This window comes from Pleionea sp. WD8-19 (assembly GCF_055326765.1).
In genome coordinates this window covers 153,738-169,728 of record NZ_JBUZOU010000006.1, presented here as the reverse complement: position 1 = coordinate 169,728, position 15,991 = coordinate 153,738, and the positions used below count along the sequence as shown (strand labels likewise).

At 41.2% G+C, this 15,991-nt stretch carries 17 protein-coding genes; 5 read left to right on the top strand and 12 right to left on the bottom strand.

Annotated elements, in window-relative coordinates; all coding sequences use genetic code 11:
* Position 1: 1 nt before the first annotated feature.
* On the top strand, positions 2-583 hold the full coding sequence (locus ACTUJY_RS09580; RefSeq protein WP_463615861.1) for a hypothetical protein: 582 nt from the start codon (positions 2-4) through the stop codon (positions 581-583).
* On the opposite strand, the gene darH is transcribed toward ACTUJY_RS09580, so the two are convergent.
* Genes darH through ACTUJY_RS09560 form a run of 4 tightly spaced genes read right to left on the bottom strand, consistent with a single transcriptional unit; the run spans position 549 to position 4,046 of the window.
* A complete protein-coding gene (darH, locus tag ACTUJY_RS09575) occupies positions 549-1,556 on the bottom strand; it encodes a BtrH-related acyltransferase DarH (protein WP_463615860.1) in 1,008 nt (335 codons plus the stop codon). The two genes, ACTUJY_RS09580 and darH, sit on opposite strands and share 35 nt — an antisense overlap.
* A complete protein-coding gene (locus ACTUJY_RS09570; RefSeq protein ID WP_463615859.1) occupies positions 1,546-1,959 on the bottom strand; it encodes a DarG family dialkylresorcinol biosynthesis protein in 414 nt (137 codons plus the stop codon). The genes darH and ACTUJY_RS09570 overlap by 11 nt, the downstream gene beginning before the upstream one ends.
* 1 nt (position 1,960) lies before the next feature.
* Complete coding sequence (locus ACTUJY_RS09565) at positions 1,961-3,109, bottom strand: beta-ketoacyl-ACP synthase III (protein ID WP_463615858.1); 1,149 nt, start codon at positions 3,107-3,109, stop codon at positions 1,961-1,963.
* A gap of 16 nt (positions 3,110-3,125) precedes the next feature.
* A complete protein-coding gene (locus ACTUJY_RS09560) occupies positions 3,126-4,046 on the bottom strand; it encodes a dialkylrecorsinol condensing enzyme (RefSeq protein ID WP_463615857.1) in 921 nt (306 codons plus the stop codon).
* 58 nt (positions 4,047-4,104) lie between these two features.
* Here ACTUJY_RS09560 and ACTUJY_RS09555 point away from each other — a divergent pair, with 58 nt between their 5' ends.
* A complete protein-coding gene (locus tag ACTUJY_RS09555) occupies positions 4,105-4,569 on the top strand; it encodes a DUF2141 domain-containing protein (RefSeq protein ID WP_463615856.1) in 465 nt (154 codons plus the stop codon).
* A gap of 53 nt (positions 4,570-4,622) precedes the next feature.
* Here the strand turns inward: ACTUJY_RS09555 and ACTUJY_RS09550 are convergent, their stop codons facing one another.
* The 3 genes from ACTUJY_RS09550 to ACTUJY_RS09540 all read right to left on the bottom strand — a co-directional run bounded on the left by ACTUJY_RS09550 (position 4,623) and on the right by ACTUJY_RS09540 (position 7,691).
* The gene (locus tag ACTUJY_RS09550) at positions 4,623-5,669 is read right to left on the bottom strand and encodes a hypothetical protein (RefSeq protein WP_463615855.1); all 1,047 of its coding nucleotides are present in this window, start codon (positions 5,667-5,669) and stop codon (positions 4,623-4,625) included.
* 340 nt (positions 5,670-6,009) lie between these two features.
* On the bottom strand, positions 6,010-6,942 hold the full coding sequence (locus tag ACTUJY_RS09545; RefSeq protein ID WP_463615854.1) for an electron transfer flavoprotein subunit alpha/FixB family protein: 933 nt from the start codon (positions 6,940-6,942) through the stop codon (positions 6,010-6,012).
* The gene (locus tag ACTUJY_RS09540) at positions 6,942-7,691 is read right to left on the bottom strand and encodes an electron transfer flavoprotein subunit beta/FixA family protein (RefSeq protein ID WP_463615853.1); all 750 of its coding nucleotides are present in this window, start codon (positions 7,689-7,691) and stop codon (positions 6,942-6,944) included. Before ACTUJY_RS09540 ends, ACTUJY_RS09545 begins: the two co-directional genes overlap by 1 nt.
* 210 nt (positions 7,692-7,901) lie before the next feature.
* Between ACTUJY_RS09540 and ACTUJY_RS09535 the strand changes: the two genes are divergently transcribed.
* The 3 genes from ACTUJY_RS09535 (at position 7,902) to ACTUJY_RS09525 (ending at position 10,277) form a co-directional block, all read left to right on the top strand.
* Entirely contained in the window at positions 7,902-9,560 is a 1,659-nt protein-coding gene (locus ACTUJY_RS09535; protein WP_463615852.1) for an electron transfer flavoprotein-ubiquinone oxidoreductase, read from the top strand.
* Between the two features lie 226 nt (positions 9,561-9,786).
* Positions 9,787-10,026, top strand: coding sequence for a hypothetical protein (locus tag ACTUJY_RS09530; RefSeq protein ID WP_463615851.1), 240 nt, complete (start codon positions 9,787-9,789; stop codon positions 10,024-10,026).
* A gap of 71 nt (positions 10,027-10,097) precedes the next feature.
* Complete coding sequence (locus tag ACTUJY_RS09525) at positions 10,098-10,277, top strand: hypothetical protein (protein WP_463615850.1); 180 nt, start codon at positions 10,098-10,100, stop codon at positions 10,275-10,277.
* 85 nt (positions 10,278-10,362) lie between these two features.
* On the opposite strand, the gene ACTUJY_RS09520 is transcribed toward ACTUJY_RS09525, so the two are convergent.
* The 5 genes from ACTUJY_RS09520 to hppD form a co-directional block, all read right to left on the bottom strand.
* On the bottom strand, positions 10,363-11,850 hold the full coding sequence (locus ACTUJY_RS09520; RefSeq protein ID WP_463615849.1) for a DUF3466 family protein: 1,488 nt from the start codon (positions 11,848-11,850) through the stop codon (positions 10,363-10,365).
* 101 nt (positions 11,851-11,951) lie between these two features.
* Positions 11,952-12,596: a maleylacetoacetate isomerase gene (maiA, locus tag ACTUJY_RS09515; protein ID WP_463615848.1), complete on the bottom strand. Its 645-nt coding sequence runs from the start codon at positions 12,594-12,596 to the stop codon at positions 11,952-11,954.
* Positions 12,597-12,661: 65 nt separating this feature from the next.
* The gene (locus ACTUJY_RS09510) at positions 12,662-13,648 is read right to left on the bottom strand and encodes a fumarylacetoacetate hydrolase family protein (RefSeq protein WP_463615847.1); all 987 of its coding nucleotides are present in this window, start codon (positions 13,646-13,648) and stop codon (positions 12,662-12,664) included.
* A 27-nt stretch (positions 13,649-13,675) separates the two neighbouring features.
* Positions 13,676-14,806, bottom strand: a complete 1,131-nt coding sequence (locus ACTUJY_RS09505; protein ID WP_463615846.1) for a homogentisate 1,2-dioxygenase — start codon at positions 14,804-14,806, stop codon at positions 13,676-13,678.
* A gap of 25 nt (positions 14,807-14,831) precedes the next feature.
* A complete protein-coding gene (gene hppD, locus ACTUJY_RS09500) occupies positions 14,832-15,911 on the bottom strand; it encodes a 4-hydroxyphenylpyruvate dioxygenase (RefSeq protein WP_463615845.1) in 1,080 nt (359 codons plus the stop codon).
* Between the last annotated feature and the right edge of the window lie 80 nt (positions 15,912-15,991).

Here is a 15,991-nt window from a genome sequence, read left to right as displayed (position 1 = left end):
TATGGCTTTTTTTTATTACTCTGAAAAATTTAAAGATCATTCAGAGCTAAAACGTTTATTTAAGCAACGTATTCAACCGACACCTCGGCGAGTTGACATCGTTACTCAGCTTGCTTTAGCTAGCACCACTGTTTTTAAAGAATTATTGTATGATTCCAAAACAAATTTAACGCTGTTTAGTGAAAAGCTTTCGCTTTATACAATGGATCAATTAATTACGGATATTTACAAAGATAATCAACAACCCATGCCTATGAACTTTGTAAATAGTGTGGGTAATGCACCATGCTTTTATGTGACTCAATTCTTAAAGTTGTCCGGCTCGAGTATGTTTTATGGGTTATCAAAAAACTTAATCGATCATTTAATCCTTTGCAATTTTAACTCCATCGAAAAACAAAATGAGTTTATTGGCGTTGTATTTGAAAGTGAACTAGCTGTTATCTGGTTGTTAAAAAAAGGCGATAGCACTCTAAGGTTCGAAGATAATCCTCAGCCATTAGAGGCTTTAAGTTATTGTGAGGTTGACCAAAGGCTACATAACTTCATTAAGGGTTACGAACATAAGATTTTAAACCATTAATAACCTTTTGCTCAGCCACAGCACAATCTTCTAAATTATCTACAAGCGTCTGTAGAGTAACTTTACCACGCCCTTTGCAATACTTTACTGTGTTCATTGCGAACAACCGCCATAAATCACCTGCTTCTGTCATTTCAGTCGCTAATGTATCCAACTGCTCACTTTGCGTAATATGCGCGCTTTCCTGAAGGAATGAAGCGTACATAAAACGAAAACCAGCACCTCCGGTACCAATTTCTTCCTGCATTCGAATAATATGACCCAGAAACAAACTGTTGCTTCGATGCTCCTGCTCACTCTCATTTAATTTGCTGATGCGTTTCGCCATATACCGTATACCCCGAATACCAGCGATAGGAATCGGCAAGCCATCAACAATGCGAGTGGTCTCTTTAATTGCACTGTGAATTGCTTTTGGAAAATCAATTTTTTCGGGAATGGATTCAAGGTAATACATTGTACCTTTTGGCGCTAAAGTCCCTTTTGCAAACCGGGCTTTGGACAAACTGTCTTCATCACAAGAAACCGTATGTTCAATAACAGGATCACTAATTAAATATTCGTTTTCTCGCTTCCCGTAAACCAACAAATTATGAGCATTAAAATGAAAACGCATTTCTTGAGGGAAATACGGTAACCAAAAGACAGATGTTTGCAATCCGACTAATTTATTTTCTTGTAATTTTTGATCTAACGCGAATTGACCTTTTTGAGCACTTGAAAATGTTTCGACTTTTAAGCGACATTTCAATCGTTTACTTAACTTTTTTATAATAAACTTTGGCGGCATTCTATAAGCGATTAACGGTTGACCATTAACCTTTATAAAAGGTAAAAAGGCAAAATTTAAAGCCGAACTCAATCCAAAAGCCATAGGTTCAGAAATATCAATGCCGGCATGACGCATTAACGTAGACATCACTCCACTTTCACAATGCGCGGCGTGTTTATGATATTGAAAATTATTGTCCATTAACTTTCTCTGGGAGTGATTGTAATTGTTCAACGCTTATCCCCATTACATCCGCGTATCGGTTTAGTATTTTTTTATTGAGCTTGCGAAATATATCGGGACGAAAATGTCGCTTAATTCGCCATTGCCACAGTCCAGTTGTTTGTGACAACGACAACAAATCATGACGACTGTTGTACATATGATAAGGCAGCGGGGAAAGCTCTCCTTTGAGAGCTTTATGCAATGCATCTTCTGCCAATCGTTCTAGTTCTTTGACTGCCATACGCGTTACAAATTCTTCAGCCGCCCAGCCTGAAGACTCAACACCTTGATATTCTCCGGAGTCCTTTTGCGCATAAACTAATTTAGAGTGGCCTTCATAGTATGATATTGAATCTTGCGGTACGTCAGACTCTTTCATATTAAATCACCGTCAGTAACATGAACCCTGATGAGAATCGACCACTTTCTGGTACATAACAAAGGATTTTTTCATTTTTTTGCAATCGGCCAGAATTAAACAATTCTTCGAGCATAATGTATATAGACGCTGAGCCGGTGTTTCCCTTTGTAACCAAATTGGTAAACCATTTTTCAAAAGGAATTTCAAAGTTGACATTAACCAACCCTTGATAGAGCTTATCGCGAAAGTATTCTGAAGAATAATGAGGTAAAAAATAGTCGATGTCTTGTGGTGTCAACTTTCGCTTTTGAAGAATTTTTTCTAACGCTCGTTCAACGGTTAGTTTAACAATGTTCGCATCAAGTAACTTCACATCTTGCTTAAGTGCAAGCACGCTGTTTTGATTTCTCTCTGTAGAATCAAATTGAGTCCAACCTTTTAATTTACCATTTGGTAACTTCTCTGCACCACCATACATACAAGCTTCCATTTCATGTGCAAAAGACAAGGTATCTATCCATTCGACTTTTAATGACGGCCTTTCTGCATTTGGTTCGTTCGACATCCAAACCGCTCCAGCACCGTCGGAAAGCATCCAGCGTAAAAAGTCTTTCTCAAAAGCCAGTTCAGGTCGAGACTCGAGCTGCTTTACTTTTTTTTCATGTTCTGCGGTAAAATTTCGAGCATGCATGATACTTGAGGATAACTCAGAGCCAGTCGCAACTGCATTACGCGACTCTCCCGCTGCGACACTTAAGTAAGCGTATTTCATTGCTGTGAGACCAGACAAACAAATTCCGGAAGTTGCAATAACTTCACACTCGGACACATTAAGTTCTCCGTGAACCATCACCGCGTGATTTGGCATGATCTGATCGGCACCTGTTGTTCCACTCACCAAACATTCAATTTCTCGAATATCAATATCATCTGTTTGCAAATTGCGTATGGCTTCTGCAGTCAACTCTGCGTTGGTATAGCTTGACTCTCCGGTTTCTGGATCGATCGCATAATAACGTTGTTTAATGCCATTACTACGTAATACTATTCTTCGGGCCTTTGACGGTTTGCCGCCAACCATTCCTAGCCTTTCTTCCATTTCGTCATTGGAAACCGGATTGTGAGGCAGCATAACTGCAACATTGTTGATATAAACGTCTTGACTCATTTAAGGTAAATTCCTGCTACTCTCCAGAAGGAGCCGAAAAATATTCGACTTGTTGCTGCATTCTTTTTTTAAACAGCGGTTTTAGTATTGCTTTTAATAATGCGTTAATGGGGACAACGGTTAATATCATGGCTATCAAAAAGACTATATAAACACAAAGGCCGAGCTTTCTAGCGTATGAATCCTGCTCTCCTAGCGCTCTTAATAGCTTTCCCCAAATATAAAAACTTCGATTACCAATTTTTTCACTTGCAATATATTTATCTTCGACCTTTACTGCCCCAAGTCCTTTCAGCAAAGGTTTATTAATTGGCAAATCACTTTGAGTAAGGTGCTGTTGAATGGCGAAACCAAAGCGGCTTGTACTGTTGATATCGCTTTCACTAATGCCCGCTTCTGGAACCCAGCGCCAAGCCTTTTTTCGTCCTGTAAACATCCAAAGCGGTGTTGATAAGAAGCTTGCAGCCGTGCCGCATCGGTCGGTTAAGACAACATTATCCACGAGCCGAGCGTGTAACCTCTCAAGCTCTCGCTTCACCTTTTCTTGTGCCATTAACCACATATTTCGACATCCAATCAATGTGATAACTGGCTTATCCTTAAGGATTTTGGTCGCTTGATCCGACTTTAAAAAGCCCGTCATCGGCAAAGACGGAGACAAAAACCAGACTTGATAAGCCAAAATGACTAAGTCAAAGTCATCGACGTCGGCTTCTGCACTTACGGGCTCCATTTCCGGAGGAACCATATGCACAGCTTCAGGGAAAATGGTGAAAAACCTAAAAATAGGCCAAGGAAACGGGTAAGCATTTTTGGGCTTTAGGCATTCGAACACGACGTTGATAGCAGGATCACTGACTAGAGGCTGAGTAAACTGTTTTACTACCTCATTAAGCTGGCCAGACTGCGAGTAATGAATAACAAGCACTTTTTTCATTGATTTTCAGCTATAATGCCTAACACCGGTTACGAACATAAATCCCCAAATTTAACTCATGATTTTACCACAGAAAAGTTCAATTTCCGCCAATCTGCTTGCTATTTCTTTATGTGCTGGATTGTACGCTGAGCCTACAACAGTCAATTCTGAAGTTACGATTAAAGGCATCCATGAAAGTAAAGGATTTGTTTTTGTTCAGCTTGTGGATCTTAGTCAATCAAAAGACTGGTCGATTGTTGACCAGTTTTTTAAAATTGACTCATCAAAGGTAGGTTCTGCTACTCAATTCACGCTCAACTTAAAGCCAGAGCGAGAATACGCAATTAGAGTGTTTCAGGACTTAAATGGCAATGGACAGCTGGATTTTGGAGAGTCCGATATTCCAGTTGAACCAGTTGGGTTTAGTACTAACCCTTCCCTTTTCTCTGGAATGCCAGGTGTTAAAGACAGTAAGTTTTTATCGGGGAATGCCACTGAGATTCGAATGAAGTATCGGAAAAAGAAAAAAAGTCGAGATTAACTCGACTTTTTAAGCAACACTAAATAAATATAGCAATCAAAAAAGCAATTAACTCATAGGTGCTCTGAAAAGTCTTCAGCAAACTTCGCCACTTTCGAATGGTTAGTTTCACTTATAAGTTTCTCTAACATTTCTTTATATTTATATCTAAACTGTTTATTTTTTGACAACTTAACTAAAGCTTTGATACCCCAAGCTTCAGCATCTGCAGAAATTCCACTATTACCTACTATTCGGTTTTTCCAAACGGCCTCGGAAAGTATATCTAATACTCCTTCATCATCGACTCGCATTGTTAATAAATCTCTTGCTCCCCACCGAAATACATGAGAATCATTAGAATTAAAAATTCGGTAATATTCTTCATAAATTGGTTTATTAAACTCTTGATTAAGCGGTTGCGTAAATACCTCTTTAAACTTTAATTTAGCATTCATTCTATTCAGCGCTAACTTACTATATCCTCTCAACTTCCTACTATACGAGTTGTTCAACACTTCTTGAAAAAGGTCTATGTATTTAGTATTGCTCGTAGTAGATAGTGCTTTAATCATCCATGCTGTAGCATCTAGCTGTAAACTATCCATGCCGTTGTTATTGTAATTTTCTCGAATTCGCGCTTCGAGTTTTAGATAAATCGCCTCTTCTACTTGCCCGTAAAGCAATATTTGATTTGAAAGCTCTCTAATTTTTTCATAATTAATCCCATCTAATAAATGGATATCAAAATTTGGTTCCTCAAAATTACCTTTAGAATTATTTGGCTTTTTCAAACTAATCAAAAGAGGCTCATTATTCTTTGGGTCATTTGGTTTTTTTAATCGCTCCAGTTTGACATTCTTAGCATTAAGCATATTCTTTTTTGCCAAAGTTGCTAACTCAAAATCCTCGCCGAACCGTTCAACCACTGCCGTCACTTTATTTTCATTTTCATCTTCAATCCAAACTGAGCTGTAATGTTCGGATAAATATCCTTTTACAGCGTATTTTTCATTTGGCTTAGGATTAAAATCAACTACTCCTTCAACTCGCATTGAGTCGCCGAACATTCCTTGAATATCAGTTGCAAAGTCTCTTACTCCAACAAGAGTTACGCTCATTGGCGAAGCTTTTACTTTTCTATCAACGATAGTGGAATTTAACTTAAACCCGTTTCCTTGATTATTGACTTGTGTGCGGTGAACGCTGTCACGAATTCTTTTTCCATTAATTTTACTTACAATAAAAAATTTTCCAGTTGATCCAGACTCTCGAACAAACGAATCAGTAACGAAGGCAGTTTCACCTGCGTAATCCTCTGGTATTGAAGGGCTAAAAGAAACACATCCTACTAAAAACGTAGAAATAAAGATAAAATAGAACTCTCACTAAAATAATCCCACTTAAATGCACTCAAGGCCACTACAGTGGCCTTGAGACAAATACAACAAGTAAACCGACTTACAAAGCATCCTTAAGTTCAGGTAATACTTTAAACAAATCAGCAACTAATCCATAGTCTGCCACCTGAAAAATAGGCGCTTCTTCATCCTTGTTAATCGCAACTATCACTTTACTGTCTTTCATTCCAGCAAGGTGTTGAATCGCTCCAGAAATACCCACTGCGATATAAAGTTCAGGCGCAACAATCTTCCCAGTTTGACCTACTTGATAATCGTTAGGAACGAAGCCGGCGTCTACCGCTGCACGAGATGCTCCCACCGCAGCACCGAGTTTATCGGCAATTTCTTCCAACATATGGAAGTTATCGCCACTTTGCATTCCACGACCACCAGAAATAATAACGCGAGCAGAAGTGAGTTCCGGTCGCTCAGATTTGGTAAGTTCTTGACCAACGAAAGAAGCATTAGCAAAAACCGTATCGCCTAAGTCCATAGATTCGACTGTTCCACTGCCACCTTCTGCAGCAACGGCGTCAAAAGCGGTAGCGCGCACAGTGATAACTTTAATACTGTCGTCACTTTGAACAGTCGCTATTGCATTTCCTGCATAAACAGGTCGTTTAAAAGTATCGGCAGACTCAATGCCAGTAATATCGGAAATCATTTGAACATCTAGTTTAGCAGCAACACGCGGTAAAAAGTTTTTACCGAACGTGGTAGCTGGCGCTAAGATATGACTGTAATCACCAGCCAACTTAACAACCAAATTGCCCAACGTTTCTGCTAAGCTATGTTCAAGTTGCGCATCATTTACGCAAATCACTTTCGCTACACCTTCAGCACTAGCCGCTTGCTCTGCAACAGCTGAAACGTCACTCCCTGCCACCAGTACATGAATGTCACTGCCAAGAGCTTTAGCTCCAGCGATGGTGTTCAATGTTGACGCCTGTAAATGTGAATTGTTATGTTCTGCAATTACTAAAGTTGTCATTAGATCACCTTCGCTTCGTTTTTCAATTTATCAACCAGTTCTGCCACAGTTTCGACTTTTATTCCTGCTTCACGAACAGGTGGTGGTTCTACTTTCAGAGTTTTAACACGAGGCGTAGTGTCAACTCCCAAGTCTGCGGGTGTCATTTGATCCAAAGGCTTTTTCTTTGCCTTCATAATATTTGGGAGCGAAGCAAAACGAGGTTCGTTTAATCGCAGGTCGGTTGTTACAATAGCAGGAAGATTCAAAGCAACGGTTTCTAAACCACCGTCGATTTCTCGTGTAACTTTAACAACACCTTCTTCAACATTCACTTCGGAAGCAAAAGTACCTTGTGGCCAATCTAGCAATGCGGCCAACATTTGACCCGTTTGGTTATTATCACCATCGATAGATTGTTTACCTAAAATAACCATTTCGGGTGATTCTTTAGCCACTACTTCTTTTAATATTTTGGCAACCGCAAGTGGTTGAACTTCATCATCGGTTTGAACCAAAATTGCGCGATCTGCACCCAGAGCCAGAGCGGTTCGGAGAGTTTCTTGGCACTGTTGCGGCCCAATTGAAACAACAACAATTTCTGAAGCCACGCCTTTCTCTTTCAATCGCACAGCTTCTTCAACCGCGATTTCACAAAAGGGATTCATCGACATTTTAACGTTGGCGGTTTCAACACCAGTGTTATCCGCTTTTACGCGTACTTTAACGTTGTAATCAATTACACGTTTTATGGCGACCAGAATTTTCATGGATTGTCCTGTACTGAGTTGTTTATAATAACGGTCCTCGCAAATCTGTGGGAAAACTCCTGTTTTCTCAACAATTTGCAATTCATTATTGCGGTGCAATGCAAAAATAAGGCAAGATTCTGACGGGATCTAAAACAAAGATCAACCGTTTTGCCGCCAAACAGTCGCAAAAAGCCAGAAAATAACACAACTTGGGGAGGTCAGGAATCAATGAGCGAACGTGAGTCTATGGAGTTTGATGTTGTCATTGTCGGAGCAGGTCCGGCAGGTTTATCAGCAGCCATTCGACTGGCCCAAATGAGTCAGGAAGCAGAAAACCCAATCTCTGTTGTTGTCGTTGAGAAAGGTTCCGAAGTAGGTGCGCATATTTTATCCGGTGCGGTATTTGAACCTACGGCTTTGAACGAGCTAATTCCTGACTGGAAAGACAAAGGCGCACCCCTTCTGACCGAAGTTTCTGGTGATGATATTTACTATATGACTTCTGAAAGTAAAGCTCAAAAAATACCTTCGATGTTAGCTCCCAAAACAATGCATAATCAGGGGAACTATGTAATCAGCTTAGGTAATTTATGCCGCTGGCTAGCGGAGCAAGCCGAGGCGCTAGGTGTTGAAATTTTTCCAGGCTTTGCCGCTGCCGAAGTGTTATATCACGATGACGGCAGGGTTAAAGGTATTGCAACTGGCGACATGGGGATCGCTGCCGATGGTTCCCATAAAGACGGGTATATGCAAGGTATGGAGCTGCATGGTAAGTATACCTTATTTGCAGAAGGTTGCCGCGGTCACTTGGGTAAACAACTCATTACTAAGTTTGAGCTCGATAAAGATAAAGAGCCCCAACATTATGGTATAGGCATTAAAGAGCTGTGGACTGTTCCAGCTGACAAGCACCAACAAGGTTTGGTTGTTCATAGTGCAGGCTGGCCCCTATCGGAGAGCAAAAGCGCTGGTGGTGGCTTTTTATACCATCTCGAAGATAATCAAGTGGTTGTTGGCCTTATCACCGACCTCTCCTACAGCAACCCTCACGTTAGTCCGTTTGATGAATTTCAACGTTACAAGCACCATCCAACTATTAAGCAATACCTCGAGGGCGGTGAAAGAGTATCTTACGGTGCACGAGCAATTGTTAAGGGTGGTTTGCAATCTCAACCTAAAATGCATTTTCCAGGTGGCTTATTGATTGGCGACGATGCGGGTACGCTTAACTTTGCAAAAATCAAAGGCTCTCATACGGCAATGAAGTCCGGAATGATTGCAGCGGAAGTGATTGCAGAAGCATTAAAGCAAGAACAGCCTCAAACCGATCTAGCGCAATACGCTGAAGCTTACGAGGCTTCCTGGGTTTATCAAGAGTTGTACGCACAGCGCAACTTTGGGCCATCACAGCACAAGTGGGGGAATCTATTGGGGTCAGCTTACTCATTCATTGATATCAATCTGTTTAATGGAAAGCTGCCCTGGACGTTAAGCGATCCAAAGCCCGATCACGAGCAACTAAAACCAGCCGCTCAATGCCCTAAAATTAACTATCCGAAACCTGACGGAAAAATTTCTTTCGATAAACTGTCTTCCGTATTTATTTCCAATACCAACCATGAAGAAGACCAGCCCGTTCACTTGCAGTTGAAAGATGCATCAATTCCTGTTGAGCATAACTTAGCGTTATATGATGAGCCAGCCCAACGGTATTGTCCTGCCGGTGTTTACGAAATTATTCGAGACGATGACGGGAATAATCCACGACTGCAAATCAACGCACAAAATTGTGTGCATTGTAAAACCTGTGACATTAAAGACCCCAAGCAAAACATTAACTGGGTATGCCCGGAAGGTGCCGGAGGCCCAAATTATCCAAATATGTAATTACTTATAACAATCCTTATCCTGTCTTTAAATGGGGGCTTGCTCCCCCATTTTATCTCTCCTGCCTATTTTTTATTCTAATTCGTGCTAATAATTCACAAATTAATTGTGATATTTTTCACAGATTCTAAAAAATAAACAATTACAATAGGCTTGTGGCCAATAAAAAGAACAACCCACTAAAGTCTGATTTTGCAACAAAGAAAGATTGACAGGGTAAAATACAATGCGTTGGTATACCAATAACGATGGCCGTCTATGCCTAGGCATGGATACAATGGTTGCCATAAAACCATTTAATATCGAAACCGATCTCAAGCCCGGAATGACGATCGAACAACCTTTCACTGAAGATCACGTCTCAGCAATTGGCTCCTATCCTGAAGATTGGGCCTACGATGCTTTTATCACAGAGAAAGTCTCCGCAGCTGCGCGACTTATTTTTGAAGAGCAAATGAGCGAATAAACTCGCCGAACATCATCGCGCAAAAGACTATCACTTCGAGAAATTAGAAGAATAATAATTGGAGATTTCTTATGAAAAAAATTCGAACCGCTTCCAGTAAACATACATTAAATTTCTTAACATTAAACAATAAGCAAAATCTCAATGATATTTCTTCTAAAGATTTAAAAGAACTGAGTGCTTTATTGATGAGTGAAAAGCAATTTTATCAAAAGTTAGGCATGAATTTTATTTCTGATATGCTGGTTTAAACTTTAAGAGTTTGACAACAAAAAAGGCGACTAATAGTCGCCTTTTTTGTTTGGTTTGTCCCGTCCTAAAGTACGTTGACAGTTTTTAATGTTGACGTCTGAGTCCAATGATAGTTAATAAGCCCAATAACCAATAAACCGATCCACCCTTTTTAGAGACGTTCGTGTTACAGTTGTCTTTTGGCTCGTCGTTATAGTTAGGAATCAATAAAAATGCTCGGGCTTCTCCAATATATTCATTGGCAAGATCACCTCTACCTCGCTTTACAGTGACCGATCCCGTTCCAATAATATAACCTTCATTATTAATGTCTCTCGCTTCAGATAAAATCCACTTTTGTTCGCCCTCTTTGGTCGCTTCTCCATCTTGACGAAATTCACAGTCAATTAAATTATTTAGGTCGATTGGTGAAGCATCGCTAGCATCCATATCGTATATAAATGCGTGATAGGCCGTTGGATTAGAGCTTACTCGTGCTGTTCCAACGATTAAATTGTCGTTGTTAATTGCAAATGCATCCGAAGTAAAAAAGTTTTCACGCAATTGACCGAGTTCGGTAGTCGTATCAGTCTCTCGGTCATAATAAACCGCTCTTAAATTTGAAGACCCAACGGCTATGTTGCCATTATCATTTAAATCCCACAAGAAGTTAAAGATTGAGTCTTCAATACCCGTAAACTCAAGCAACTCCGTGGAATTCACATCGCCCAGAAAAGCGCTTGCCGCTGTATAGGCATTTCGACTGCTATCAAAAGTCGAAATATTACCTATAAATTGTCCGCTACTAGTAATATCACTTAATGAAAATCGATTGAATGACTCAACTATTGGCTCTAACAAAGTCATTTCATCCGTCACGGTATCGTAAATCATGGCTCGTTTTTGCAAGGACTCAATATTATTGCAATCATCCTTTCCAGTTACGAGATCAACTTCACCCGCTAACCAGTTCCCCGACACAGCATTTATGCGAGTATTTTCAAACTCTTGAATATTTTCATCTAAGGGTTCGTTGTTTCTTACAAACGACATTACTTGATTAAAATTTCCATTTTGGTAAAAGCCGCGAATTCGATTCCGACTAGCAGTACTTTCAACACACTCTTCGGTATCGGTATCTTCGCGAACGATTATCTCATCAACCACAGCACCGTAGCCCACGATAGTTCCTGCTTCATCAATATCCAGAGCAAACATAAAACTATTGTTCGAATTCGAAGTAATACCAAACTCCACATCGTTGGGTACTAAAGATTGCGGTTCGGTCCCATCTTCGAAAAACTGCACCGCTTGAAAAATGCTAAAGCTAGATTGTGTTATGCCATTCGAGTCTGTGAACCACTCGTGTCGATTCGATGCTCCAACAGCCACTCTCGCATCATTCATCGCGAAACCATAAGAGCTACGCACATTGTAATCATTAAATGACGCGTCATTCTCCAACACACCCAAATCAACGACTTGATAGGATTTCGGTAAATTGGCAGCAGAAATCGCCCCAGAAATTCCGAATGCAATAAGAGCCAATCGCCAACAGACAGGCTTATTTTTAAAAGAGTGTGTTTTAGTCATATTAATTATGTATCTTCTGGTAATTACAGATAAACAGCGGCGAACTAGTATATACCAGTCCGCAATTAGGACAAGTGACTTTTACATTAGTTCGGTCAAATTCACGCTTGAGCGTCGGGTTGATTTTCCGGAGCTGCGTCTTGAAATGCAGCTAAGCTGAGGCAGTGCTCATTTATCGAGCAAATACGTGGATAAGGGGATAAATCGACGTTAAAACGATTAGCATTATAAACTTGAGGGATAAGAAACAGATCAGCCATAGACACCTGATCTCCAAAACAAAACTTGCCACCTGATACACTCAATACCTGCTCAACCGCTTGAAAGCCAACTTGGACCCAATGGTGATACCAATCGTTTTTTTGTTGCTCAGAAACGGCCAACTCTTTGTTTAAATATTGTAATACACGCAGATTGTTCAGAGGGTGAACATCACAAGCAATCGATTGACAAAGCGCCCTGATTTCGGCTCTTGCCGAAATATCGGTAGGTAACAAGGACGGGTTAGAATACTTTTCTTCCAAATATTCGATAATAGCCATGGATTGAGAAAGTTTGATGTGACCATCGACTAACAGTGGTACAAGCCCTTGAGGGTTGAGTTTACGATAGTCAGGTTTATGCTGCTCACCGCCATCCTTCACCAAATGTACTGAAATGCTTTCGTAGGACACTTCTTTCAGATTCAACGCAATTCTGACGCGATAAGCCGCAGTAGAACGCCAGTAACCAAAAAGTTTAAGCATATGAGTCCTCCGGTTAACTCATGCAAACAAACATCGCCCGAAAAATCGGGCGAAACGCATTCACTTTACTTTTTATACTCTTTTACGGTTTGCTCAATGGTACCAAATATATTGGCATTATTTTTATCGAACATTTCAATACGAACTTTATCACCAAACTTCATAAAAGGGGTGCTTGGTTTTCCGTCTGCAATGATTTCCAGCATGCGCTTTTCCGCAAGGCAACTGGAACCAGCACTACGATCATAGTTAGAAATCGTTCCTGAACCAATGATCGCACCGGCGCCTAAAGGTCGAGTTTTTGCGGCATGCGCAACGATGGTCGGAAAGTCAAACGTCATATCGACGCCACAGTCAGGTCGGCCAAAAAGCTCATCATTCAAATGCGTAACCAAAGGCAGATGCACTTTATCACCATCCCAAGCGTCGCCAAGCTCATCAGGAGTTACTGCAACGGGTGAAAAAGCGCTTGATGGTTTCGATTGGAAAAAGCCAAAACCCTTAGCCAGCTCTCCAGGAATTAAGTTACGTAAAGAAACATCATTAACCAGCATAAATAATCGGATCGCATTACGCGCTTCTTCCTTTGTTGCAGCCATGGGTAAGTCGTCTACAATCACCGCAATTTCCGACTCCATATCGATACCGTATTCTTCCGATGCCATTTCAATATCGTCACGCGGTCCAAGAAACGTGTCGCTTCCCCCCTGATACATCAACGGATCCGTCCAAAACGTTTCTGGCATTTCGGCTCCACGTGCTTTACGCACCAACTCAACATGATTGACATAAGCACTACCATCAGCCCACTGATAAGCTCGCGGCAACGGCGACTCACATTGCGTCTGATCAAATGTTTGTGCACCTTCGACTTTCCCTTCATTTAAATCAGCATAAACCGCTTCGGCTTTCGGAGCTAATGCACTCCAGTTATCTAATAACGCTTGTAAGGTTGGTGCAATTTCAGGAATAGCAACACACTGACTTAAATCACGGCTTACCAATACTAGTTGGCCGTCTCGGGTATTGTTTTTAAGAGTTGCAAATTTCATTTATTATAAACCTCTAAAATTTTTGCTTTAGCCTTTCACTTTCCAGCTTTCTGCGTAAGATTCTTCTTCCACCGAAAAGGCCGATGCACCAATTTCCAATGGATCGCGAGTATCTAGCATAACAGCCACTTCATCGGTTTCTTTTTTGGCGTAGTTGCGCCCGGCCTCGAAAGCTTTAGGGTGCGGACCATGAGTAAATCCACATGGATGAAATGTCACCATACCCGCATCAATATTATCGCGACTGAAAAAGTTACCCGCATGGTAAAAAATGACTTCATCAAAATCATCGTTATTGTGGTAAAACGGAACTTTTAGCGCGCCGGGATCCGACTCAATAGGACGTGGAACAAAAGTACACACAACAAATCGACTAGCGACAAACGTAGTATGCGCCGACGGAGGTAAGTGATAACGATGCGACATTAAAGGACGAATATCGCGCCAATTCACTCGAACCACAGACAAGTCTCCATGCCAGCCGATCGCATCCAATGGGCTATAAGAAAAATGCACTTTTGAGATCTCATCATTGCGCTTAATCTCAACAATCCATTTACCTTCGGTTTGCTGCGCCTTAAAGGCATCATCAATCGAAGGCACATCCAAAACCGCCGGATCAAAAATAGCATGAGGTCCCACCAGCCCTTTTTCAGGGAGTTGATAGGAGTCATTAGTCGCTTCAATAATGAGCAGTGTGACGGGCTCACTGGGTTCCAATCGCCACATGGTACCTCGCGGAATAACAATGTAATCGCCATCGCGAATCGTTAAATGACCATAATCACAAAATAACTCCGCAGCGCCTTCGTGAACAAACAACAAATCGTCACCATCGGCGTTACGTGCAAGAAAGTCCATCTTACTTTCGCAGTGCCAATACCGGTATTTACAAAATCGATTGTGTAACACAATGGGTGAATCGAATGGAGAATGAGTATTGATCTCCATTTCGTTTAAGTTGAAGGCTCGAGGTCGCAAAGGACCTTCCCAAGAATCCCAACTAGTAGGCGGCCGTTGATGGTGAAAGTGCGAGGCTGGGCCAAAAAAGCCACTACGCCCCGCCTCTCTTTCATAAATCCCTTCTTCCGGGAAGTCGGCATGCGCTTGGCGTGAGATGGTGCCTTCTTTATGTGGGAAAGATATCCACTTTCTCATAGATGACTCCGGTAAATTGATTGAATTAGTCAGCCTGAATAACACCGCGACGGATCTGGTCTTCTTCAATCGACTCAAACAGCGCTTGGAAGTTACCCTCACCAAAGCCCTGGTTGCCTTTACGTTGAATGATTTCGAAGAAGATAGGCCCTATCACAGTTTGAGTAAAGATCTGGAGCAGAATACCATCACCCTCTACCGGTGCACCATCGATCAAAATACGCAGCTCGGCTAACTCATCGACGTTTTCTTCATGGCCTTTCACACGCTCATTGATTTTTTCGTAATAAGTATCAGGCGTCGGCATAAATTCCATTCCGATTTTACGCAAATCACGAACCGTTTGGTAAATATTATCGGTAGTAAGTGCAATATGCTGGATCCCTTCGCCTTTATATTCACGCAAATATTCTTCAATTTGTGATTTATCATCGGAGGATTCATTAATCGGAATGCGAATCTTTCCACAGGGTGCCGTCATCGCGCGACTGACCAAGCCAGTTAGCTTGCCTTCGATATCGAAGTAACGAATCTCACGGAAATTACCAATGTTTTCATAAAAACCGGCCCACTTGTCCATATTGCCGCGCATGACGTTATGAGTAAGGTGATCCAGCTCATACAAACCAACACCAGCAGGATGATTATCAACGCCTTCGAAATACTCAAAGTCGTGATCGTACACGGTATTCTCACCATACTGATCAACAAAATATAAAACCGAATCGCCAATCCCATAAACCGCAGGAATCGTCAACTCACCTTCATTCAATTCAGCTTTATCGAAAGGTTTTGCTCCTTGAGCTACGGCATGTTCAAAGGCCTTTTTGGCATCTTTTACACGAAACGCCATAGCACAAGCACAAGGACCGTGCGCTTTGGAAAATTCATGAAAATAAGTGCCCTCACCGGCATTGACCAAAAAATTGACATCGCCCTGACGATACAAAGTTACGTCTTTCGATTTATGTTTGGCAATTGGAGTAAAGCCCAGTAATTTAAATAAGCCATTCAGTTTTTCAATGCCATTTTTGTTTGGCGCAGAAAACTCTACAAACTCGAAACCATCGGTACCCAACGGATTGATCGTAGTATTCGTTTCCATTTCAACAACCTCAATTTTGTCTGTCTTGAAATCAATAAACCCGGATGCGCCAAAACTGCATTTTTTGCTTACTCAACAGC